This window comes from Microbacterium testaceum, assembly GCF_020781835.1.
GTDB lineage: Bacteria > Actinomycetota > Actinomycetes > Actinomycetales > Microbacteriaceae > Microbacterium > Microbacterium testaceum_H.
In genome coordinates this window covers 164,434-185,760 of record NZ_JAJGNJ010000005.1, presented here as the reverse complement: position 1 = coordinate 185,760, position 21,327 = coordinate 164,434, and the positions used below count along the sequence as shown (strand labels likewise).

General features: G+C 71.0%; 25 protein-coding genes and 1 tRNA gene. 21 read left to right on the top strand and 5 right to left on the bottom strand.

The genetic code is table 11. The features are described from left to right. Positions 1-4 precede the first annotated feature (4 nt). The gene (locus tag LL239_RS09420; RefSeq protein WP_228163176.1) at positions 5-289 is read right to left on the bottom strand and encodes a hypothetical protein; all 285 of its coding nucleotides are present in this window, start codon (positions 287-289) and stop codon (positions 5-7) included. Positions 290-402: 113 nt separating this feature from the next. Here LL239_RS09420 and LL239_RS09415 point away from each other — a divergent pair, with 113 nt between their 5' ends. The 3 genes from LL239_RS09415 to LL239_RS09405 all read left to right on the top strand — a co-directional run bounded on the left by LL239_RS09415 (position 403) and on the right by LL239_RS09405 (position 3,695). Next, positions 403-1,584 carry a sensor histidine kinase gene (locus LL239_RS09415; protein ID WP_228163175.1) on the top strand — a complete coding sequence of 394 codons (1,182 nt, stop codon included), beginning with the start codon at positions 403-405 and terminating at the stop codon, positions 1,582-1,584. A 135-nt stretch (positions 1,585-1,719) separates the two neighbouring features. Further along, complete coding sequence (locus tag LL239_RS09410; RefSeq protein ID WP_228163174.1) at positions 1,720-2,223, top strand: SRPBCC family protein; 504 nt, start codon at positions 1,720-1,722, stop codon at positions 2,221-2,223. Then, positions 2,220-3,695 (top strand): phytoene desaturase family protein, encoded by a 1,476-nt coding sequence (locus LL239_RS09405; protein ID WP_228163173.1) that lies wholly within the window; start codon positions 2,220-2,222, stop codon positions 3,693-3,695. Before LL239_RS09410 ends, LL239_RS09405 begins: the two co-directional genes overlap by 4 nt. Before the next feature lie 18 nt (positions 3,696-3,713). On the opposite strand, the gene LL239_RS09400 is transcribed toward LL239_RS09405, so the two are convergent. The 3 genes from LL239_RS09400 to LL239_RS09390 form a co-directional block, all read right to left on the bottom strand. Then, a complete protein-coding gene (locus LL239_RS09400; RefSeq protein ID WP_228163172.1) occupies positions 3,714-3,875 on the bottom strand; it encodes a hypothetical protein in 162 nt (53 codons plus the stop codon). Positions 3,876-4,069: 194 nt separating this feature from the next. Then, positions 4,070-4,411 (bottom strand): hypothetical protein, encoded by a 342-nt coding sequence (locus LL239_RS09395; protein ID WP_228163171.1) that lies wholly within the window; start codon positions 4,409-4,411, stop codon positions 4,070-4,072. 1 nt (position 4,412) lies between these two features. After that, the gene (locus LL239_RS09390; protein ID WP_228163170.1) at positions 4,413-4,778 is read right to left on the bottom strand and encodes a DUF7882 family protein; all 366 of its coding nucleotides are present in this window, start codon (positions 4,776-4,778) and stop codon (positions 4,413-4,415) included. Between the two features lie 115 nt (positions 4,779-4,893). Here LL239_RS09390 and LL239_RS09385 point away from each other — a divergent pair, with 115 nt between their 5' ends. From LL239_RS09385 to LL239_RS09375, 3 genes are all read left to right on the top strand, one after another. After that, a complete protein-coding gene (locus LL239_RS09385) occupies positions 4,894-5,448 on the top strand; it encodes a MarR family winged helix-turn-helix transcriptional regulator (RefSeq protein ID WP_308218573.1) in 555 nt (184 codons plus the stop codon). Next, on the top strand, positions 5,445-5,624 hold the full coding sequence (locus LL239_RS09380; RefSeq protein ID WP_228163169.1) for a hypothetical protein: 180 nt from the start codon (positions 5,445-5,447) through the stop codon (positions 5,622-5,624). The genes LL239_RS09385 and LL239_RS09380 overlap by 4 nt, the downstream gene beginning before the upstream one ends. Before the next feature lie 71 nt (positions 5,625-5,695). Then, entirely contained in the window at positions 5,696-6,049 is a 354-nt protein-coding gene (locus LL239_RS09375) for a hypothetical protein (RefSeq protein WP_228163168.1), read from the top strand. A 41-nt stretch (positions 6,050-6,090) separates the two neighbouring features. On the opposite strand, the gene LL239_RS09370 is transcribed toward LL239_RS09375, so the two are convergent. Beyond that, on the bottom strand, positions 6,091-6,483 hold the full coding sequence (locus LL239_RS09370; protein ID WP_228163167.1) for a DUF5684 domain-containing protein: 393 nt from the start codon (positions 6,481-6,483) through the stop codon (positions 6,091-6,093). A gap of 72 nt (positions 6,484-6,555) precedes the next feature. Here LL239_RS09370 and LL239_RS09365 point away from each other — a divergent pair, with 72 nt between their 5' ends. The 15 genes from LL239_RS09365 to prfA all read left to right on the top strand — a co-directional run bounded on the left by LL239_RS09365 (position 6,556) and on the right by prfA (position 21,218). Further along, a complete protein-coding gene (locus LL239_RS09365; RefSeq protein WP_228163166.1) occupies positions 6,556-6,993 on the top strand; it encodes a hypothetical protein in 438 nt (145 codons plus the stop codon). An 84-nt stretch (positions 6,994-7,077) separates the two neighbouring features. Then, positions 7,078-7,251 (top strand): hypothetical protein, encoded by a 174-nt coding sequence (locus tag LL239_RS09360; protein ID WP_228163165.1) that lies wholly within the window; start codon positions 7,078-7,080, stop codon positions 7,249-7,251. 51 nt (positions 7,252-7,302) lie between these two features. Continuing rightward, positions 7,303-7,378 (top strand) — tRNA-Arg (locus tag LL239_RS09355). Positions 7,379-7,542: 164 nt separating this feature from the next. Continuing rightward, entirely contained in the window at positions 7,543-7,797 is a 255-nt protein-coding gene (locus LL239_RS09350; RefSeq protein ID WP_228163164.1) for a DUF6458 family protein, read from the top strand. Between the two features lie 34 nt (positions 7,798-7,831). After that, entirely contained in the window at positions 7,832-8,968 is a 1,137-nt protein-coding gene (locus tag LL239_RS09345) for a serine/threonine-protein kinase (protein ID WP_228163163.1), read from the top strand. After that, positions 8,965-9,474, top strand: a complete 510-nt coding sequence (locus LL239_RS09340; RefSeq protein WP_228163162.1) for a hypothetical protein — start codon at positions 8,965-8,967, stop codon at positions 9,472-9,474. Before LL239_RS09345 ends, LL239_RS09340 begins: the two co-directional genes overlap by 4 nt. A 44-nt stretch (positions 9,475-9,518) precedes the next feature. Beyond that, positions 9,519-10,328, top strand: a complete 810-nt coding sequence (locus LL239_RS09335) for a transglutaminase-like domain-containing protein (RefSeq protein ID WP_228163161.1) — start codon at positions 9,519-9,521, stop codon at positions 10,326-10,328. 39 nt (positions 10,329-10,367) lie between these two features. Then, a complete protein-coding gene (locus tag LL239_RS09330; RefSeq protein WP_228163160.1) occupies positions 10,368-12,032 on the top strand; it encodes an arginine--tRNA ligase in 1,665 nt (554 codons plus the stop codon). 2 nt (positions 12,033-12,034) lie between these two features. Next, on the top strand, positions 12,035-12,805 hold the full coding sequence (locus LL239_RS09325; protein WP_228163159.1) for an LmeA family phospholipid-binding protein: 771 nt from the start codon (positions 12,035-12,037) through the stop codon (positions 12,803-12,805). Positions 12,806-13,042: 237 nt separating this feature from the next. Then, the gene (gene lysA, locus LL239_RS09320) at positions 13,043-14,491 is read left to right on the top strand and encodes a diaminopimelate decarboxylase (RefSeq protein ID WP_228163158.1); all 1,449 of its coding nucleotides are present in this window, start codon (positions 13,043-13,045) and stop codon (positions 14,489-14,491) included. Next, complete coding sequence (locus tag LL239_RS09315) at positions 14,488-15,816, top strand: homoserine dehydrogenase (RefSeq protein ID WP_228163157.1); 1,329 nt, start codon at positions 14,488-14,490, stop codon at positions 15,814-15,816. Before lysA ends, LL239_RS09315 begins: the two co-directional genes overlap by 4 nt. A gap of 1 nt (position 15,817) precedes the next feature. Further along, on the top strand, positions 15,818-16,900 hold the full coding sequence (gene thrC / locus LL239_RS09310; protein ID WP_228163156.1) for a threonine synthase: 1,083 nt from the start codon (positions 15,818-15,820) through the stop codon (positions 16,898-16,900). Continuing rightward, a complete protein-coding gene (thrB, locus tag LL239_RS09305; RefSeq protein ID WP_228163155.1) occupies positions 16,897-17,829 on the top strand; it encodes a homoserine kinase in 933 nt (310 codons plus the stop codon). The genes thrC and thrB overlap by 4 nt, the downstream gene beginning before the upstream one ends. A 155-nt stretch (positions 17,830-17,984) precedes the next feature. Continuing rightward, a complete protein-coding gene (gene rho / locus LL239_RS09300; protein ID WP_228163154.1) occupies positions 17,985-20,123 on the top strand; it encodes a transcription termination factor Rho in 2,139 nt (712 codons plus the stop codon). A gap of 18 nt (positions 20,124-20,141) precedes the next feature. Beyond that, positions 20,142-21,218 (top strand): peptide chain release factor 1, encoded by a 1,077-nt coding sequence (prfA, locus tag LL239_RS09295; protein WP_228163274.1) that lies wholly within the window; start codon positions 20,142-20,144, stop codon positions 21,216-21,218. The last annotated feature ends 109 nt before the right edge of the window (positions 21,219-21,327 follow it).

Below are 21,327 nucleotides of genomic sequence, written 5' to 3'. Positions count from 1 at the left end.
CGGATCAGTCGGGATCGCCACCCGGGTCGATGGACTCGACCATGTCCTCTTCGACGGCGTTGTCGGCCTCAGGCTCGGCTGTTCCCACGGCGCCGTCGAGGGCGTCCGCCCCCGAGGGGTCCGGTGCGGGCTCGGCGGGGGTGGGGACGGTCGGCTCGTCCGGCGTCGGGGCCAGGGGCTCCGCGGGGCTGGGCGGCGACGGCTCCCCGGGGGTGGCGGGGATCCCCGGCGCACTCGGGGCATCGGGCGTGGTAGGCGGGTCGATGGGTCCGGGAGTGGGGAAGGTCATGCTGTCAGCCTCGTTCGGACCCTCGCGCTGCGCGAGGGTCTACCGATCCATCGCGCCAGGGTGTAACGGTGCGGCTAGGCTCGGGCGGGGGGAGACATTCGCGAGGGGATGCCGTGTCCACAGCTCACGAGGTGACGCGCCGCCGGGCGATCGATCAGTACCGCATCGTCGGGGCGGTTCCGGAACCGGATCTGCAGGGCCTGGTGGAGCTGGCGGCCGCCGTCTGCGGCGTTTCGACCGCCGTGATCAACATCATCGACGACCGGGCTCAGCACCAGGTCGCCGCGGTGGGCGTGCAGGCGGCATCCTGTTCCATCGAGGACTCGATGTGCGCAGCGGTGCTGGTCGACCCGCGCCGCGTGGTGGTGCCGGATGCTCGGGAGGATTCGCGTTTCCGCGAGAACGCCTTCGTGACGGGGGTCATCGCCTCCGTCCGCTTCTACGCCTCCAGCCCCCTCATCACACCGGCCGGTGTCGCGATCGGGACCCTCTGCGTGTTCGACGACGAGGTCGGAGAGCTCACGGATGCCGGCGCGCACGCGCTCGACCTGCTCGCGCACCAGGTGATCGACGTCCTCGAACTGCGGCGCGTGACCCGCGATCTCGCCGAGTCCAACGCCCAGCTGGAGCAGTTCGCTGCGCAGGTGAGTCACGATCTGCGCAACCCGCTCACGGCCCTCTCGGGGTTTCTCGAGCTCGCCGCCGACAGCCCCGAGATGATCGACGCGCCGCGTGCGGCTCGCTCCCTCGCGCGGGCGGAGGCGGCGGCGGCGCGGATGACGGCGATGGTCACGGACCTCCTCGATTTCGCGCGGTTGGGCGGCGCCCGTCCGCACTTCAGTCGTGTCGACGTGGCCGAGATCGTCGACGCAGTGCTGGAGGATCTCGACGGTGCGGTGGTCGAGTCCGGGGCCGAGATCGTCGTGGATGCCTCGACGTTCGTCCGCGCCGACGACACGCTGCTGCGCGTGCTCCTGCAGAACCTCATCGCGAACGCGGTCAAGTTCACCGTGGCGGCCGGTCGCGTGCCGCGCGTGGTGGTGACCGTCCAGGAGCTGCCCGACGGGTGGCGTCTGCTGGTGGATGACAACGGCGACGTCGTCGAGCCGGAGTTGCGCGACAGGGTGTTCGAGCCCATGCAGCGCGGACACGACGCCGAGGTGCAGGGACTCGGCATCGGGCTGGCGACCTGCCGCCGCATCGCACAGGCCCACGGCGGGAACATCGGACTGGACGAGTCGCCGGCCGGAGGAACCCGCGCGTGGGTGGTTCTGCCCGCGGACGTCGCCGCATGAGGGCCTAACGGTCGCGGCGTGCCCGCGCAACCACCGTGACCGCTCCGCACGTGGACCCGTACCGTGGTGGCATCCGGTCGGGGGTTCCGGGCCTTGCCGCGCATCCTCGTCCGCCGATCAGGAGGTGTGCCCCCGATGGCTCGCAACGTGCGACTGCTCCACTGCTCACCCGACGACGTGTTCCGCGTGCTCGCCAACGGCTGGCTCTATCCGTTGTGGGTGGTCGGAGCCTCGCGCATGCGCGATGTCTCGGACGAATGGCCGGGCGAGGGCGCCGAACTGCACCACTCCTTCGGCTCCTGGCCCGCCCTGGTCAACGACACGACGGTGATGCGCGTGTGGGACCCACCCCACCGGGCGGTGCTCGAGCCGCACGGCGGGCCCATCGGCATCGCTCGGGTCTCGATCGACGTCAAAGCGCGCGGTGACGCGTGCGTCGTGCGCCTGCAGGAGGAGCCCGTGACCGGCCCGACGACGCTGCTCCCCGACGTCGTCTTCGACGCGATCACGCGCTGGCGCAACGCTGAGACGCTGCACCGGCTGGCCTACCTCGCGGAGGGCGGCGCTCCCGGGACCACGGGTGGTGCCTCGGCGATCGGGCAGGCGTCGACGGCCGAGAAGGAGCCGATCCGACGATGAGTGAGCGGTACGACGCCATCGTCGTGGGGTCGGGGCCGAACGGGCTCGCGGCGGCGGTCACGCTCGCCCGTTCCGGGCTGTCCGTCGCCGTCTACGAGCGGCAGACGTCGCTGGGAGGTGCGGCATCGACCGGCGAACTGACGCTGCCCGGGTTCCGTCACGACCTCGGGTCAGCGGTGCACCCCCTCGCCCTGGAGTCCTGGTTCTTCCGCGAGTTCGGCCTCGAACGGCGCGTGTCCTTCGTCGTGCCGGAGGTCTCGTTCGCTCATCCGCTGGACGGTGCGCGGGCGGGTCTGGCGTATCGCGACCTCGACCGCGCCGCCGACGCGATCGGTCGAGACGGAGCGGCGTACGCGCGTCTCCTGGCGCCCCTCGTGACCCACCTGCGAGGTGTCGCCGACTTCACCGGCAATGCGCTGCTGCGCATCCCCGGCGACCCTCTCGCGGCGTTCTTCTTCGGCATCCGGTCACTCGAACAGGGCGGACCGCTGTGGAACGCGCGGTTCCGGGAGGAACTCGCGCCGGCGATGATCACGGGGGTGTCGGCGCACTCGATCCTCGCCCAGCCGAGTCTGGCGGCCGGGGGAGCGGGCCTTGTGCTGGCCACCTACGCCCACGGACGAGGCTGGCCGATCCCGGTCGGAGGCAGCCAGTCCATCGCCGACGCGATGATCGCCGATCTGCGCGCACACGGGGGCGTCGTGCACACGGGCGTCGACGTCACCGATCTCCGCCAGCTCCCGCCCGCCCGCGCCGTGCTGCTGGATGTCACTCCGCGCGCGCTCGTGGGACTCGCCGGTGCCGCGCTGCCGGCGGCCTATCGCCGTGCGTTGGAGCGTTTTCGCTACGGCGGCGGGGTGGCGAAGGTCGATTTCGCGCTGTCGGAGCCGGTGCCGTGGTCCGACCCCGAGGTGGCCCGGTCGGGCACCGTCCACGTCGGCGGAACACGCGGTGAGATCGCGGCCGCCGAGAATGCGGTGGTCCGCGGGGAACTGCCGGAGGCGCCCTACGTGCTGGTCGCGCAGCCGTCGCTGTTCGACTCCACGCGCGCGCCGGCCGGGAAGCACGTGCTGTGGGCCTATACGCACGTGCCCGCGGGAAGCACGGCCGATCGGGAAGAGGCCATCGTGGCCCAGATCGAACGCTTCGCCCCCGGCTTCCGCGACACGATCCTCGCGACGTCATCGAGCACGGCTGTCGACATCGCTGCGTGGAATCCGAACTTCCCCGGCGGCGACATCTCGGCCGGAGCGCCGTCGCTTGCGCAACTCATCGGTCGACCGGTGTGGAGCCCCGACCCGTGGCGCACGCCGCTTCCCGGCGTCTACCTGTGCTCGTCGTCGACGAGCCCCGGTCCGGGCGTGCACGGCCTCGCCGGGTGGCAAGCGGCCCTCAGCGCACTCCGGCACGAGTTCGGGACGCGCTTGCGCCCCGATCTCGCACCGCGCGACGACCAGCTCGCGACGGTGTGACCCGCCGGTCGGAGCCGGTCAGTTGATCTCGCCGGTGGGGGAGGCGCCGGTGTCAGCGGCCTCGTCCGCGTCGCGCTGCGCGGCGGCGCCCTCTTCCGGAGACTCGGAGCCGGCGCCGTTGGACTGGGAATCGGGGGCGGCGTCGTCGTCGGGACGATCGGATGCGGTGGGATCGGTCATAGAGGCTCCCGTTCGTTTCGCGTCGCGGTTCGGCGACGTCGGCGACGCTGTCACACTGCGCAGTCGCTGTCCAGGGGGTGGTGGGCGCCGGGGTCGTCAGATCGGGGAGACGCCGTAGCGTTCGGCGAATTCGGCGCGAGCGGCGTCCTCGAGGTCGTCGGCCTCGTCACGCAGGTCGCTCACCGGCCCGGCCATCACAGGTACGGCGCCAGCGCGCCGGCGGTGAGGGCGAAAGCGAGGGCGGCACTTCCGGCGGCGGTGGCCAGGACCACCGAGGTCCGTTCGGCGCGTCGTCGCCGTGCGTCGTTCACCGGGTCGGTGGTGGATCGGAGCGAGGCCTTGGCGGTCTCGAGGGTGTCATAGCGGCCGATGGGCACGCCGTGCGCGTCGCGGGCGACGAATCCGCCGTCGACGCGATCGACGCAACCGTAGTACTCGCCGCCGCGGTGGGCGACCCAGAATCCGGCGTCCACTTTCGCCCACATGGCCCGGGTCGTGCCCAGGGGAGCGATGGATGCCAGTGTGCCGGCGCTCACGTCAAGCCGCCGTTCGCAGGGTCGTGCCTCGAGTGGGCGCTGAGGTGCGTGCGGCTGCCGTCGCGGCGGGGATCTCGGCGTCGAGGGCGACCGAGAGCCCGGCAGAGGAGTTGGCCATGTCGGCCATGTCTTTCAGCGTCTGGGGATTCAGCTGCTCGGGCTCAGCGCTGTCGAAGACGAAGCGCAGCGGGATCGCGGGCTGCAGCCAGAGGGTGGAACGGCCGGGGGCGCCGTCGACGTGGGTCCAGCTGATGGTGAAGCTCTCGCCGCGGCGGAGCTTCGTCGCCGCCACGACCTTGAGGTGCGAGAGGAGACGGTCCGGAACTCGAATGGGCTCCGGCGCCGTGCCGTAGTAAAGGTTGCCCATGAGCAACTCCTTTCGTTGGTTTACCTGCGTGATGAACATACTCGATTAGTAACTAGTTTGTCGAACTATTCTTTCGGGGGTATGCTCAGGGGATCGACAGCAAGGGGCGTACACCATGACAGACATGCGCGCGGTGTCGCAGAGCCTCTCTCCTGGCGGGGAAAATGACTCGCGCACCTACTGGTACGGCGATGAGCCGGCCGATCGACGGAGCCGCAGCAAAGCAGTGCTCGAGGCCCTCCGCGTATACAGAGCCGCGGAGCTGGCCATGCGTCGGCGCACCCGAGAGTCGATGTCCATGGGCGAGAACGAACTCCTCGTCCTGCGTTACCTGTTGCGCGAGCCGGGCCGCAGAGTGCGGCCGGGAGAGCTGACGCGGTATCTCGGTCTCTCCACCGCCTCCACCACGGCCATCCTCGACCGGCTCGAGCGGTCAGGGCACGTCACCCGCGCCGCCAACCCCGATGACCGGCGCAGCATCTTCGTGCAGGCGACCGAGAAGGCGCACGCGGAGGTCCGGCAGACGCTGGGCAACATGCACGACCGGATGCTGGCCGCGGTGATCGAGATGTCCGCGGAGGAGTCCGAGGTGGTCGTGAACTTCCTCCACCGGATGAGCGACGCGGTCGACGGAGTCGCCGTGGACGCCGGCTCCCCCTCATCGCCGTGATCTACGTGCTCGTCGGTGGCCCGCGCGACGGGCAGCACGTGGACGATCTGCCGCGGGGCTATCGCCTCAGTCTCGACGACCCGGCTCCCGAGCGGTTCGCCGAGTTCGACACCGTGCGCGCGGTGTGGTTCGAGTTGGATGCCGCGATGTTCCGGTCCGCGCAGCGGCGCGACTGACGCCGTATCCCACCGAACGCAGCCGCGCAACCCGCCTCTCGCGCCGGACGTCGACCGCGACGCTGGGACGCATGAGATGTGTGACGTACGCCGGAGAGACCGTGATGACGACCGACGACGTCGCCGCATCGCTCGTCGAGTTGACCGCCGCCGTGGCCAAGGAGGGACAGGCTGAGGCCGTCAGCATCCCCATCGTCACGGACGACAGGAAAGTGGCGCAGGCCGAACTCGTCATCGGTGTCGGCAACGACGTCCTCTCGTCCCCCATGGAGTGGACCGGCGAGGAGCCCGATTTCGCCGCCTGGTCGGAGGAGTTGCGCAACCATCGGCTCTTCCCGCGGGCCCCGTTGTACGCCGTCGAGCCGCCGTCGGACGAGGACGACCAGCCCGTCGACTGGGACTTCGATCAGCCCACCCAGGCCTGACCGGCGGCCCGTGCGGGGGATCCGAGTGCGGCCGGTGTCGATCAGATCCGCTCAGGGCGATAGCGGTCTCCGCTGAAACCGACGATCAGGTAGCCGATGATCCAGAAGACCACGAGCAACGCGAGCGAGAAGAACCACCCGTGGCCGAAGGCTCGCCCGACTCGGATCGAGACAATGATGTGGAACACGATGTTGACGATCGGGATGAGGTAGAGCAACGTCATCCACCCTGAAAATCCCGCGACTTTGACGAGGAAGATCGCGTTGACCAGGGGGATGATCGCGAGCCAGCCCGGATAGCCGGCCTTGGTGAAGACGCGCCAGAGGGCGATGGCCAGGAGCACGTAGATCGCGACCCCGACGAGTGAGGTCGAACCGCCGAGCGCGAAGATCGACGTCTGATCGAAGATGTTGTTCGGCGATGAGGCCAGCATGCCGCTCATCGTAGGGCCACACCCGCGTTACGCTCGCCGCATGTCTGTGACTGTCGTCCTGCCGGGGGCGCCGTGACCCCGGAGAAGAAGTTCGAGTGGGGCGGGTTGAGTGCGGGGCGCGCCGACTTCGTCACCGCCGGAGAGGCGAAGAGCACGCTCGAGGAACTCGTCGACGAGTACGCAGACCTGTCGCCGGAGACCGGTCTGTCGGACGGGGACGCCTTCGTACGGCTGTCGTCGGGGGATCGGTGGGCGGTCGTGTCCACTGCCGGGACCCGATGGTTCTCGGTGCGGGTGGACTCGGGGCACCGCGTGCGCCTGGACGATGCGACCTCGACCCGCGCCGAGGCGGCGATGCTGCTTCGCACGTATGTCGCGGTCGGTGCCGCCTATGTGCGCGGGGAGGTCGCCGTGCGCGGTGACCGCCTCTTCGTCGTGGCCGAGGGCCGCGCGGTCGCCTTGACCCGACCGTTGGCCGCCCGGGTGCGTCGCTGGGTCGGGGGTCGCTGAAGGGCCGAAGGGCGGGAGGTCAAGCCTCTGCGCCGGTCGGTGCCGCCCTGCGAGGCTGGAGACTCGCCTAGGAAGGGATGACCCATGAGCGATCCGCAGAACCACGCCCCCGGCGACGACGCCGACGATCTCGGCGACGACCAGACGGTCGCGCCGAGCCAGACGAACGACGTCGACGAGCAGTCGAAGGCTCCCTCGGCCGACGACCCGAACGCCGACCACCGAGCCACGGGCATCGGAGTCATCGGCGAGGAGTGACCCGCCCGGGGCGCGGGGGCCCCGTGCCACGGTGCTAACCTTGACCGGTCCGCCTCCGTAGCTCAGGGGATAGAGCGTTGGTTTCCGGTACCAAAGGTCGCAGGTTCGATTCCTGTCGGGGGCACCAGTAGACGGCCCCGGCCACCCGTGATCGGGGGCCGGGGCCGTCGCCATCCGTCTGCTCGCGCTCGGAGTCAACACGACAAGCGCGCCTCGGGCGTCGTTGTCAAGACCTCTGCGTGTCCGGTGGGGGAGTGTCATCCTGGCTCCACCCTCCCGAAAGGACCTGTCATGAGCATCGGAGCCGGAATCGCGCTGATCGTCATCGGCGCCATCCTCGCTTTCGCGGTCGATCTGCCCAACAACTACGTGGACCTGACGACGATCGGGTACATCATGATGGGAGCGGGCGCCATCGTCTTCATCATCGGCCTCGTGCTCCTGGTCCGGCGTCGTCAGACCGACACCGTCACCCGGACCGAAGGGGTCGGGGACGCGCGGGTCACCCGATCCACCACGCGATCGCCCAACGACGACCTCGTCTGACACCTCGCCGGGGGCGCCCGACCCCAGGACACGCATGACTGACACCGACACGACCCAGCCGTTCGACAGCTCGACCGCCGACCTCTTCGACGGGCGGTACCGCCTCGGACGGCTCCTCGGCGAGGGCGGATACGCCCGCGTCTACGAGGCTGTGGACACCTCCCTCGGCCGCACGGTCGCGCTGAAGGTCGTCACCGGCGACGGCGCCGATCCGGCGGACGCGGCGCGCGTACGGTCAGAGATCCGGCTGCTCGCCTCGCTCTCGCATCCCTCGCTCGTCACGCTGTACGACGCGAGACTGTCGACGCCTCCGACCTACCTCGCGATGGAACTCATCGCCGGTCCCACGCTCACCGATCTCATCGCGCGCGGACCCATCCCCGCGGCCGATGTCGCCCGCTACGGGCGGGAGATCGCCGAAGCGCTCTCGGTGGTGCACTCCCGCGGGATCGTCCACCGCGACGTGAAGCCGTCGAACATCCTCCTGCGGCCCCCCGCGCACACGGGAGAACGCGCGCGGGCGACGCTCGCCGACTTCGGCATCGCGGCACTCGTCGGCGCGACGCGCGTCACACGCGCCGACACCGTCATCGGCACGGCGGCTTATCTCAGCCCCGAACAGGCGCGCGGGATGCCGGCCGCTCCGGCCAGCGACGTCTACTCGCTCGGCCTCGTGCTGCTCGAGGCGCTCACCGGCCGCCGCGCGTTCGGCGGTCGCACGCCGCACGAGGCTCTCGCCGCCCGACTGGTGTCGCCGCCCGAGATCCCCGATCACCTGCCTCTGCCGTGGCGCGACCTGCTGGTGCGCATGACCGCGATCGACCCGGCGGAGCGACCGGATGCCGCCGCCCTCGGCGCCGAGTTCCGCTCGATCCCGAGCGAACAGGTGCCCCCCACCCCGATCGGCGGGGCGGCGTTGCTGGACGGCCCCGCGTCCGACGCCCTCACCCGGACTCGGGTGCTGGACCCGGTCGCCGACGGGTCGCGGCGCGGCGGTCGCCGGCGGGGGATCATTCTGGCATCCGTGATCGCGGTGCTCCTCGCCCTCGGCGGAGTGACGGCCGCGATCGCGCTCGGCGCCCCGGCCCCCGCCGCCGAGCCGGCGCTGCCCTCGCTCCCCGCACCCCTCGACCAGCACGTCGACGACCTGTGGAAGGAGGTGGGACCGTGACCCGCCGCCGGATGGCCGCCACGGCCGTGGCCTTCGCCGCCGCACTCGCGCTCGCCGGGTGCACGCCGCCGGCCGCCGAACCCACCGCGTGGCAGGGCGTCGTCCAGACCCTCGCGGGTCAAGCCTCCAGCGGCGACGTCGCGTCGGCCTCGACGACGCTGGACCAGCTCGAAGCCGACGTCATCGCGCAGCGGGATGCCGGCACGGTCTCGCCCGAGGAAGCCGAGGCCATCCTCGGGCGCATCGCCGCGGTGCGCGCCGATCTGGCCGCACTGGCCCCGGCCCCCGAGCCCACGGTCGAGCAGACGGAGCAGCCCGTCACCGAGGACACCGCGCCCGAGCCGACGCAGAGCACCGTCGACGACGACGACACGACGGTGCAGGAGCCGGAGACGCCGGAGGAGTCCGAGGAGCAGGGCCCCGGCAACTCCGGGAAGGACAAGGAGAACAAGGGCAAGGGCAACAACTCCAAAGGGGCCGTCAGCCCGGGCAAGAAAGACGGATGACCCCCGCGCGTCCCACCCCTCCGCCGCCGTGCGAGGATGGCCCGGTGCCGCGCCGAGTGACCGCCGAACTCGACCTCGATCTGGGGGCGTCCGTCGACCTCATCTTCCAGATCACCGCCGCTCAGGGAGTCCCGCTCACCAGTGAGCGACTGACCTTCTCGCGCGGCGACCGCGTGTACACCCCGACCGAGATCGTCGATCAGTCGGGCAGTCGTCTGCACCGCCTCGCGGGCGAGCCGGGGCCGCTCTCGGTGCGATACGAGGCGGTCGTCACCGGTGCCTCGCCGACCCTGCACACGAGCGACCTCGAGACCATCACGTATCTCCGCCCGAGCCGCTATTGCCAGTCGGACGAGGTGTTCGCGCAGGCGCGACGACAGTTCAGCGGTCTGTCGCGACCCGACCTCATCGCGGCGGTGTCGTCGTTCGTGGCATCCAGTGTCACCTACACCCCGGGGCTGAGCATGGGGACCGACAGCGCCGTGACGACCCTCATGACCGGCCAGGGCGTCTGCCGGGACTACGCGCACCTCGTCATCGCGCTGCTGCGGGCGATGGACGTCCCGGCCCGCTACGCCGCGTGCTACGCGCCGGGGCTCGAACCCATGGACTTCCACGCCGTCGCCGAGGCCTACCTCGACGGCGCCTGGTACGTCATCGACGCCACACGATTGTCCGACCGGCGCTCCCTCGTACGGATCGCCACCGGGCGGGACGCGGCCGATTGCGCGTTCCTCAGCTATCACGGCGGCTACGTCGGTCTCGAGCGCATGTACGTCGACGCGGTCCTGGACGGGGGATCCCCGGATGCCACGGTCCCCGACGACCACGAAGCGCTGGTGCAGATCGGCTGAGCCGGGCGCTGCACCGTGCTCGCCTAGAATCGGAGGGTTATGGATCCCGCAGCCCTCTCCTCCGCCCTGCTCGCCGTCATCGCCCCGCTCGCCGAGGCGCGACGTGAGGGCTCGTCCGCGGGGCTGACCGCCGCCGACCTGCCGCTGGAACGACCGAAGAACCGCGACCACGGCGATTGGTCGTCCAACGCGGCACTGAAGCTGTCGAAGGTCGTCGGGGCCACCCCCCGCGATTTCGCGGCGGAGATCGCGGCCGGGCTCGCCGGCGTCGACGGCATCGCCAGCGTGGAGGTCGCCGGGCCCGGCTTCATCAACATCCGCCTGGATGCCGCCGCCGCCGGCGCCCTGGCGAAGACCATCGTCGAGCAGGGCGCGGCCTTCGGGACGAACGACTCGCAGCGCGGCAACACGATCAACCTCGAGTTCGTCAGTGCCAACCCCACCGGGCCGCTGCACATCGGCCACACCCGCTGGGCGGCCCTGGGCGACGCCATCGCGCGCGTGCTCCTGGCCAGCGGGGCCACGCTCGTGCGCGAGTTCTACATCAACGACGCCGGTGCGCAGATGGAGCGCTTCGGACGCTCCGTCGTCGCCGCCCTCCATGGCGAACCCACCCCTGATGACGGTTACGGCGGCGCCTACATCGCCGCGCTCGCCGAGCGTGTCGCGTCCGCCCGCCCCGACATCCGCGAACTCGATCGGGCCGAGCAGATCTCGGTCGCCACCGAACTGGCCTACGGGTTCCAGCTCGGCGAGATCCAGGCATCGCTCGAGCGCTTCAACGTCCACTTCGACGTGTGGTTCTCGGAGCGGACCCTGCACGCGCGCATCGACGGGCAGCCGAGCCTCGTCGACGAGGCCGTCGACCGTCTGCGCGAGCAGGGCCACGTGTTCGACGAAGAAGGCGCCGTGTGGGTGCGCACGACCGACTTCGGCGACGACAAGGACCGCGTGATCCGTCGTTCCAACGGCGAGTACACCTACTTCGCCGCGGACGCCGCGTACTACCTCAACAAGGGCGATCGCGGCTTCGCGCACAAGATCTACCTGCTCGGCGCCGACCACCACGGGTACGTCCACCGCCTGAAGGCGCTCGCGGGCGCGGCGGGCGACGACCCCGATAAGGACATCGAGGTCCTGATCGGGCAGCTCGTGTCGGTCAACGGTGCGCGCCTGTCCAAGCGCGCCGGGAACATCATCGAGCTCGACGACCTGCAGGAGTGGCTCGGCACCGACGCGCTGCGCTACTCCCTCGCGCGCTACCCCGCGGACTCGCCGCTGACACTCGACCCCGAGATCCTGCAGAAGCGCACGAACGACAACCCCGTGTTCTACGTGCAGTACGCGCACGCACGCACGCACAACGTCGCGCGCAACGCGGCCGACTCGGGTGTGGCCCGGTCGGAGTTCGCCCCCGAGCTGCTGGACCACGAGACCGAGTCGGCGCTCCTGGGCGCGCTCCAGGAGTACCCGCGCGTCGTGGCCTATGCCGCCGAGGTGCGCGAGCCGCACCGCGTCGCGCGCTACCTCGAGGAACTGGCGGGTCTGTACCACCGCTGGTACGACAACTGCCGCGTCATCCCGCTCGGCGACGCGCCGGTCGAGCCGGTGCACCGCACGCGCCTGTGGCTGAACGACGCCACCGGTCAGGTGTTGCGCAACGGCCTCACGCTGCTCGGTGTGGGCGCTCCGGAGCGTATGTAGTCATGACGGATGCCGCGCACCCCCGCCGCCGCACCGGGCGCACGATCGCGATCGTCGCGATCGTCGTCGTCGTGATCGCGGGGGTCCTCGTGGCCGCCGAGGTGATCGCCCGGACGGCGGTCGCGAGCACCGTGCGGTCGCTCGTCGTCACACAGGTCGGCCTTCCCGCCGATCAGCAGGTCGACGTGGAGGTTCCGGGCATCGTCCTGCCGCAGCTGGCGGCCGGACGTCTGGGCGAGGTCGCGGTGTCGGCTCCCGACGTCGCTCTGGGCCCGCTGACCGGTGACGTGCGGGTCGACCTGCAGGACGTGCCGGTCCGAGGTGGCGGCCCGGCAGCCGGCGGCTGGGCGTCGGTGCGCCTCGATCCCGATCAGGTGCGCGCCCTTCTGTCGCAGATCCCGAACTTCCCGGCCGACACGGTCGACACGGCCGCGCCCGATCTGACCCTGTCGACGGAGTTCTCGGTGTTCGGCATCCCCGTCCCCGTCGGGATCTCCGTCACCCCGGGTGCCACGGACGGCGACCTCACCCTGACGCCCACCTCGTTCGACCTCGGCGGGAACAGGGTCGATGCGGAGACGCTGCGGGGTCAGCTCGGCGGCGTCGCCGACAGCGCGCTGCAGACGTGGAGCCTGTGCATCGCGGACCGCCTCCCCGCCGGGCTCGCCCTGGATTCCGTGACCGTCCAGGGCCAAGACGTCGTCGCGACATTCGCCGTCGACGGCCGTCTGCTCAACGATCCGGCGCTGCAGCAGAACGGCACCTGCGACTGATCGACGGCTCCGCGAGAGACGCGGGTCGGGCCCGACTCGACGAGTGCGGCCGGCGCCTTGGCCGTCACCCGGGCCCCGCGCCGGCGGTGCCCGCACGGGCGTCCGGCGAGGACGTGGGACGGGGGCGGCATATGCCGTGCCCTAGACTGCAAGGACTGCCTGTCGCGTGACGCCCCGCGAGGGCAGGAGCCGTGATCCGCGGCCGTCGCGTCGCCGCAAAACCCGATTGGTTCCTCCGTGTCCGCCTCGCACTCCGCGCTCGTGCCCGAGTGGCTCATCGCCCCGGCCGAAGCGAACGAGCTCGTCGCCCCTGTCTGGCCCGCCTCGGCGCAGCGCGTCGGCGACGGTTCCGTCGAGGTCGGCGGGGTATCGGTGTTCGACCTTCGCGACCGATTCGGGACACCGCTGTACGTCCTGGACGAGGACGAGGTGCGCGCGCACGCCCGTCGGGCCCGTGACGCCTTCGCCGCCGCCGCCGCGCGCCATGGCATCCGGTCCCGCGTCTACTACGCCGGCAAGGCGTTCCTCTCGACCGAGGTGGTGCGCTGGGTCACGGAGGAGGGGCTGGCCGTCGACGTCTGCACGCGCGGAGAGCTCGAAGTCGCCCTCGCCGGCGGCGCCGACCCGTCGCGCCTCGGCTTCCACGGCAACAACAAGAGCGTCGCGGAGCTGGAGCGGGCGGTCGAGGTCGGCATCGGCTCGGTCGTCGTCGACAGTCCCATCGAGATCGAGCGCCTCGCCGCGATCGCCGACCGTCGCGGCGCGGTGCAGCCGGTCCTCGTGCGCGTCCGCACGGGCGTCCATGCCGAGACGCACGCGTTCCTGGCCACCGCGCACGAAGACCAGAAGTTCGGGTTCTCCCTCGAGGGTGCCGCCGAGGCGGTCGCCCGTATCCGCGAGCTGTCGAGCCTGCGCTTCGTCGGACTGCACGCCCACATCGGATCGCAGATCTTCGACTCCGCCGGGTTCCGCGAGTCCGCTGCCCGCCTGGTCGACCTGCACGCCGATCTGCGGGCGGGGGGAGAGATCCCCGTGCTCAACGTCGGGGGCGGTTTCGGCATCTCGTACACGTCGGTCGACGACCCCCGTCCGATCGAGGACATCGCCGAGGGCATCCTCGACGCGATCGCCGATGAGTGCGCGGTCCGCGGCATCCCGATGCCCGATGTCGCCTGCGAGCCCGGGCGTGTGATCGTCGGCCAGGCCGGGGTGACGCTGTACGAGGTCGGAACCGTGAAGAAGGTCACGATCGGCGAGGACCTCGAGCGCACCTACGTCAGTGTCGACGGCGGGATGAGCGACAACGCCCGCCCGGCCCTGTACGGCGCCGACTTCTCGGCGAGGATCGTCTCGCGCACGAGCGCCGCGGCGCCGGCGCTGTCGCGGGTGGTCGGGCATCACTGCGAGTCCGGCGACATCGTCGTGGATGCCGAGTACCTCCCCGGCGACGTCACTCCGGGCGATCTGCTGGCCGTTCCGGCCACCGGCGCGTACTGCTTCTCCCTCGCGAGCAACTACAACTACACACCGCGTCCCCCCGTCGTCGCGGTCCGCGACGGGCAGGCGCGCGTGATCGTGCGCGGCGAGACCGTCGATGACCTGCTGTCCCGCGACGTGGGTGTCGCGGCATCCCCCTCCTCCTCGTCCCGCGGCTCGGCCGCACCATCCCACGGAGACACCGAATGACCGACTACCGCACACTGCGCGTCGCGCTGCTGGGCGCCGGTGCCGTCGGCTCGCAGGTCGCCGACCTGCTGCTCAAGCACCGCGCCGAACTGGCCGACCGGGCAGGCGCGAACCTCGAACTGGCCGGCATCGCCGTCCGCAACGTCGACGGCAAGCGCGACGCCGATCTCCCGCGCGAGCTGTTCACCACGGACGCCGAGACCCTCATCGTCGGGTCCGACATCGTCATCGAGCTCATGGGCGGGATCGAGCCGGCACGCACGCAGGTGCTCCAGGCCATCAACTCCGGCGCGGACGTCGTCACGGCGAACAAGGCGCTGCTGGCCACGCACGGCTCCGAGATCTTCGAGGCGGCCGATCAGGTCGGGGCCGAGGTCTACTACGAGGCGGCCGCCGCGGGCGCCATCCCGATCATCCGGCCGCTGCGCGACTCGCTCGCCGGCGACCGGGTCGTGCGCATCATGGGAATCGTCAACGGCACGACGAACTACATCCTCGACCGCATGGACACCGAGGGCGCCGACTTCGCCGACGTGCTGGCGCAGGCTCAGGCGCTCGGGTACGCCGAGGCCGATCCCACCGCCGACGTCGAGGGCTACGACGCCGCGCAGAAGGCCGCGATCCTGGCGAGCCTGGCGTTCCATACGGCCGTTCCCCTGGATGCCGTGCATCGCGAGGGCATCACCCAGATCGACGCCGCGATGATCGAGTCCGCGCGCCACGCCGGCTACGTCATCAAGCTGCTCGCGGTGTGCGAGCGACTGGCGGCCGCCGAAGGCGAGGCGAGCGAGTCGATCTCGGTGCGCGTCTACCCCGCACTGGTCGAGCGGTCGCACCCCCTCGCGAGCGTCCACGGCGCGAACAACGCCGTGTTCGTGCAGGCCGAGGCCGCCGGCGACCTGATGTTCTACGGTGCCGGCGCCGGCGGCGTGCAGACGGCCTCCGCCGTGCTGGGCGACGTCGTCTCGGCCGCGCGCCGGCACATCGCCGGGGGCGTGGGTGTGGGCGAATCCACGCGCGCCAACCTCCCCACCGTGCCGATCGGTCGCGTCATCACGCGCTATCAGATCACGCTCGAGGTCGACGATCAGCCGGGCGTGCTCGCCACGGTGGCCGGCATCCTCAGCGAGGGGCGCGTGTCGATCGCGACCGTCGAGCAGACCGTCATCGAGCCGGATGCCGACTCCGCCGCCGGCGGATCGGCGCGTCTGGTCATCGGAACACATCAGGCCCGCGAGCAAGACCTGAGCGAGACCGTCCAGCGTCTCGCCGCGAGCGGCGTCGTCGAGCGCGTGGTCTCCGTACTGCGCGTGGAAGGGAACTGACATGGCACACGTCTGGCGCGGAGTCCTCCGCGAGTACGCCGACCGGCTGGGCGTCACCGACACCTCCACCGTCGTGACGCTCGGCGAGGGCGGGACGCCCCTCATCCCGGCACCCGCTCTTTCGCGCCGCACCGGCGCCGACGTGTGGGTGAAGTTCGAGGGGATGAACCCCACCGGGTCGTTCAAGGACCGCGGCATGACCGTCGCGCTCTCGCGCGCCGTCGAGCACGGCGCCAAGGCCGTCATCTGCGCCTCGACCGGCAACACCTCGGCCTCGGCGGCGGCCTATGCGGCCCACGCGGGCATCACCGCCGCGGTGCTCGTTCCCGAGGGCAAGATCGCGATGGGCAAGCTCAGCCAGGCCGTCGCGCACAACGGCCGTCTGATCCAGATCCGCGGGAACTTCGACGACTGCCTCGAGATCGCGCGCGAGCTCGCCGACCACTACCCGGTGCACCTGGTCAACTCCGTCAACCCCGACCGCATCGAGGGGCAGAAGACCGCGGCGTACGAGGTCGTCGAGCAGCTGGGCGACGCCCCCGACTTCCACTTCATCCCCGTCGGCAACGCCGGGAACTACACCGCCTACTCGCGCGGCTACCGCGAAGAGGCCGACCGTGGCGTCGCGACGCGCGTGCCGCGCATGTTCGGTTTCCAGGCCGCCGGTTCTGCGCCGCTCGTGCGCGGCGAGGTCGTGAAGAACCCCGAGACGATCGCCAGCGCGATCCGCATCGGCAACCCCGCGTCGTGGAACCTCGCCCTCGAGGCCCGGGATGCCACCGACGGCTGGTTCGGCGCGATCGACGACGACCGCATCCTCGCGGCGCAGAAGATCCTCGCGGGTGAGGTCGGCGTGTTCGTCGAGCCCGCCTCGGCCATCAGCGTCGCCGGTCTGCTCGACCGGGCCGAGGCCGGTGTCGTCCCCGCCGGAGCAAAGGTCGTGCTGACCGTCACCGGCCACGGCCTGAAAGACCCCCAGTGGGCGTTGCGCCAGGCCGACGGCAGCGAGGTCCAGCCGACCGTCGTCGACGCGACCACCTCGGAGGTCGCCTCGGTCCTCGACCTGAAGCCGGTGGCCGAGTGACCGCAGCCCTCGGGCGCCGTGTCGCGGTCCGTGTGCCGGCGACCAGCGCCAACCTCGGTCCGGGTTTCGACACCCTCGGACTCGCGTTGAGCGTGTACGACGAGCTGACCGTCGAGGCGCTCGAGCCCGGTCGCCTCGAGATCGAGGTCACCGGGGAGGGCACGGCCGACGTGCCGCGCGACGCATCGCACCTCGTGGTGCGCGCGATCGCGCACACCTACGCGTCGGTCGGGCGCGAGCTCCCGGGTCTGCGTCTGGTGGCGCACAACGTCATCCCGCACGGGCGCGGAATGGGTTCGTCGGGAGCGGCGGTCGTGTCCGGCATCCTCGCCGCGAAGGGGCTGCTGGACGGCGAGGTCGAATTCAGCGACGTCGACCTGCTGCGCCTGGCGACCGAGATGGAGGGGCATCCCGACAACGTCGCTCCGGGCCTCTTCGGCGGTCTGACGATCGCGTGGATGGATGCCACGGGACCGCAGCACAAGCAGCTCATCGTGCACCGCGGCGTCGCACCGCTGGTGCTCGTGCCGAGCTTCACGATGTCGACGGCGGTGGCGCGGAGCCTGCAGCCGCTGCAGGTGCCGCGGGAGGACGCGGTGTTCAACGTCTCGCGTTCGGCCCTCTTGATCGCGGCGATGACCCAGAGTCCGGAACTGCTGATGGCGGCGACCGAGGACAAGCTGCACCAGAACTATCGAGCGCAGGCCATGCCCGAAACCGATCGCTTGGTGCGCGCGTTGCGGGCCGAGGGGTACGCCGCCGTCGTCTCCGGTGCCGGGCCGAGCGTCCTCGTGCTCGCCGACGGGCCGGGTCAGCGCGTGGCCGCGGCGGAGCTTACCGCATCCGTCGTCGACACCCCGTGGCAGGCGCTCATGCTCGCCGTGGACGTCAAGGGTGGTACAGTGAAGCGCGCAGAGGGTTCCGCCTAGCACGCGAATCTGAGCCTCTGCACCACCTGCGAAATCCGCAACAAATCGCGTACCCGGTCTCGGCTGCAGTCTCCCGAACCGCTGGTGTGAGTCGTCGCCTGCGCTCTGCAGCGATACCCCGCGATCTGACCATGTTTCATTTCTGAGGAGCACTCGTGGAGTCCATCTCCGAGACCCAGCCCGTTGACGCGCTCGAGGGCGCCGAGAACCCGACCGAGGAGCAGTCCGCCGCTCCCGCCGACGACACACTGTTCGACACCCCCGTCGAGGCCGAGGGCGACGCCGTCCCGGCTGCGGAGGAGTCGGCAGCCGCCGAGACGCCGGAAGCCGAGACCGACGCCCCCGCGGATGACGCCGTGGCAGCCGACGCGCCGTCGACCACCGATGAGCCGGCCGCCGAGGAGGCCCCCGCCGACGGTGCATCCGCCGCCGACGCCGCCCCTGCGGACGAGGAGCCCACCCCGGCCGTGGAGCCCGCCGCCGAGGAAGCCGCGGCCGCCCCGGCCACCGAAGAGTCCACGGCCGCCCCGGCCGAGCAGCCCGCAGCCGAAGAGGCCCCCGCCAAGCCGGCGCGCGCGCCCCGCAAGCGCGCTCCGCGCCGCGCCAAGAGCGCTCCCGCCGAGGAGAGCCCCGCCGAGTCGCCCGCCGATGCGGCACCCGCCGATGCGGCCACCTCTGACGCTCCAGCCGAGACGCCCGCACCCGCCGCCGAAGACGCCCCCGCCCTCGACGCTGCGGCCGAGGCACCCGCGGACGACGCGACCGCCGCCGAAGCCACCGATGCCTCCGCCGAGGCCACCGATGCCTCCGCCGAGGCCGACGCCGAGACGAACGGCGAGTCGACGGCATCCGGTGCCGACAACGACGGCGCCGAGGAGTCGTCCGAGACCCCGTCGCGCAGCCGCAGCCGGAGCCGCTCACGCAATCGCAACCGCAACAAGTCCGACAACGCCGACGCCGCGGCTCCTGCTCCGGCCGCCACGGCCGAGGAGCCCGAGGCCCCCGCGCAGAACGGTCAGCAGGCCCAGCAGCAGAACCAGGCGGGCGGTCGCAACCGGCAGCGCAACAAGCGTCGCGGCCAGGCGACGACCGGCGACGAGTTCGAGAGCGAGATCGGCGAGGACGACGTCCTGATCCCGATCGCAGGCATCCTCGACGTCCTGGACAACTACGCCTTCGTCCGCACGACCGGCTACCTCCCCGGTCCGAGCGACGTGTACGTGTCGCTGGGTCAGGTCAAGAAGTACAACCTGCGCAAGGGCGACGCGGTCGTCGGCAGCATCAAGCAGCCGCGCGAGGGCGAGCAGTCCAGCCGCCAGAAGTACAACGCGCTGGTGAAGGTCGACTCGATCAACGGTCTGTCCGTCGAGGACGCCGCCGCCCGCGTCGAGTTCGGCAAGCTGACGCCGCTGTACCCGCAGGAGCGCCTCCGCATGGAGACCGCTCCCGAGAAGCTCACGCAGCGTCTGATCGACCTGGTCGCCCCGGTCGGCAAGGGCCAGCGCGGACTCATCGTCGCGCCGCCGAAGGCGGGCAAGACGATCGTGCTGCAGCAGATCGCCAACGCGATCGCGCACAACAACCCCGAGGTCCACCTCATGGTCGTGCTCGTCGACGAGCGCCCCGAAGAGGTCACCGACATGCAGCGAACGGTCAAGGGCGAGGTCATCGCCTCGACGTTCGACCGTCCCGCGGAAGACCACACCACCGTCGCCGAGCTCGCCATCGAGCGGGCGAAGCGCCTGGTCGAACTCGGCCGCGACGTCGTCGTGCTGCTCGACTCGATCACGCGCCTGGGCCGGGCCTACAACCTCTCGGCGCCGACGTCGGGCCGCGTGCTCACCGGCGGTGTCGACGCCTCGGCGCTGTACCCGCCCAAGCGCTTCTTCGGCGCCGCGCGCAACATCGAGAACGGCGGATCGCTCACGATCCTCGCGACGGCCCTCGTCGAGACCGGCTCGAAGATGGACGACGTGATCTTCGAGGAGTTCAAGGGCACGGGCAACAGCGAACTGCGCCTGAACCGTCAGCTGGCGGACAAGCGCATCTTCCCCGCCGTCGACGTCAACGCGTCCTCCACGCGACGCGAAGAGATGCTGCTCTCGCCCGACGAGGTCAAGATCACCTGGAAGCTGCGGCGCGCCCTCGCGGGGCTCGATCCCCAGCAGGCACTCGAGGTCGTGCTCGGCAAGCTCAAGGAGACGCAGTCCAACGTCGAGTTCCTCGTCCAGATGCAGAAGTCGATCCCGGCTCCCGCGCGCGGAGACAACGGGCACGACAACGGCATCCGCTGAGCCGTGTCGGATTCCGGCATCCTCGAGTCCGTTCGCGGGCTGATCGACGAGCACCGGCAGGTCGAGCTCGAGCTGAACGACCCGGCCGTGCACGCCGATGCGGCACGCGCGAAGCGCGTCAACCGTCGCTACGCGGAACTCAACCGGATCGTGCACGCCTACGAGGCGTGGCAGTCCGCGTCGGACGACCTGGATGCCGCGCGCGAGCTCGCGCGTGAGGACGCCGCGTTCGCCGAGGAGGTCCCGGCGCTCGAGGAACGCCTCGACGAGAGCCAGGAGCGCCTGCGGCGGCTGCTGATCCCGCGCGACCCGGACGACGCCCGCGACGTGATCATGGAGATCAAGGCCGGCGAGGGCGGCGCCGAGAGCGCGCTGTTCGCCGCCGACCTGCTGCGGATGTATCTGCAGTACGCGGCGTCCATGGGGTGGAAGACCGAGCTCCTCGAGCGCAACGAGTCGGACCTCGGCGGATACAAGGACGTCCAGGTCGCGATCAAGGGATCCTCCAGCGACCCGGCGCAGGGCGTGTGGGCGCACCTGAAGTACGAGGGCGGCGTGCACCGCGTGCAGCGCGTGCCCGCGACCGAGTCGCAGGGGCGCATCCACACCTCGACGACGGGCGTGCTGGTGTTCCCCGAGGTCGACGAGCCGGAGGAGATCGCGATCGACCCCAACGATCTCAAGATCGACGTGTTCCGTTCCTCCGGCCCCGGGGGGCAGTCGGTGAACACGACCGACTCGGCGGTGCGCATCACGCACGTGCCCACGGGCATCGTCGTGTCGATGCAGAACGAGAAGTCGCAGCTGCAGAACCGCGAGGCGGGCATGCGCGTGCTCCGCGCCCGACTGCTCGCCCGGCAGCAGGAGGAGCGCGACGCGCAGGCCGCCGATGCGCGCCGTTCGCAGATCCGCGGGATGGACCGTTCGGAGCGCATCCGCACGTACAACTTCCCCGAGAACCGCATCGCCGACCACCGCACGGGGTACAAGGCCTACAACCTCGATCAGGTGATGGACGGCGCCCTCGGCCCGATCATCGAGTCGGCGATCACCGCCGACGAGGAGGCGCGGCTCGCGGCTCTGTCCGAGGGCTGAGCCCCCGGCATCCGCCCCTGTGCGGCCCGCACAACTCCGGCAGATTCGTCTGCGCTGGTGAGCAGGGCGGCGCGCGGGCCGGGTTTGCCGGAGTTGTGCGCGGGGCGGC

Bases quoted from the DNA above. Each gene is read 5' to 3' on its own strand.
- LL239_RS09420 (WP_228163176.1), bottom strand. From the start codon at position 289: ATGACCTTCCCCACTCCCGGACCCATCGACCCGCCTACCACGCCCGAT.
- LL239_RS09410 (WP_228163174.1), top strand. From the start codon at position 1,720: ATGGCTCGCAACGTGCGACTGCTCCACTGCTCACCCGACGACGTGTTC.
- LL239_RS09405 (WP_228163173.1), top strand. From the start codon at position 2,220: ATGAGTGAGCGGTACGACGCCATCGTCGTGGGGTCGGGGCCGAACGGG.
- LL239_RS09400 (WP_228163172.1), bottom strand. From the start codon at position 3,875: ATGACCGATCCCACCGCATCCGATCGTCCCGACGACGACGCCGCCCCC.
- LL239_RS09390 (WP_228163170.1), bottom strand. From the start codon at position 4,778: ATGGGCAACCTTTACTACGGCACGGCGCCGGAGCCCATTCGAGTTCCG.
- LL239_RS09385 (WP_308218573.1), top strand. From the start codon at position 4,894: ATGACAGACATGCGCGCGGTGTCGCAGAGCCTCTCTCCTGGCGGGGAA.
- LL239_RS09375 (WP_228163168.1), top strand. From the start codon at position 5,696: ATGAGATGTGTGACGTACGCCGGAGAGACCGTGATGACGACCGACGAC.
- LL239_RS09370 (WP_228163167.1), bottom strand. From the start codon at position 6,483: ATGCTGGCCTCATCGCCGAACAACATCTTCGATCAGACGTCGATCTTC.
- LL239_RS09360 (WP_228163165.1), top strand. From the start codon at position 7,078: ATGAGCGATCCGCAGAACCACGCCCCCGGCGACGACGCCGACGATCTC.
- LL239_RS09350 (WP_228163164.1), top strand. From the start codon at position 7,543: ATGAGCATCGGAGCCGGAATCGCGCTGATCGTCATCGGCGCCATCCTC.
- LL239_RS09345 (WP_228163163.1), top strand. From the start codon at position 7,832: ATGACTGACACCGACACGACCCAGCCGTTCGACAGCTCGACCGCCGAC.
- LL239_RS09330 (WP_228163160.1), top strand. From the start codon at position 10,368: ATGGATCCCGCAGCCCTCTCCTCCGCCCTGCTCGCCGTCATCGCCCCG.
- LL239_RS09325 (WP_228163159.1), top strand. From the start codon at position 12,035: ATGACGGATGCCGCGCACCCCCGCCGCCGCACCGGGCGCACGATCGCG.
- LL239_RS09315 (WP_228163157.1), top strand. From the start codon at position 14,488: ATGACCGACTACCGCACACTGCGCGTCGCGCTGCTGGGCGCCGGTGCC.
- thrC (WP_228163156.1), top strand. From the start codon at position 15,818: ATGGCACACGTCTGGCGCGGAGTCCTCCGCGAGTACGCCGACCGGCTG.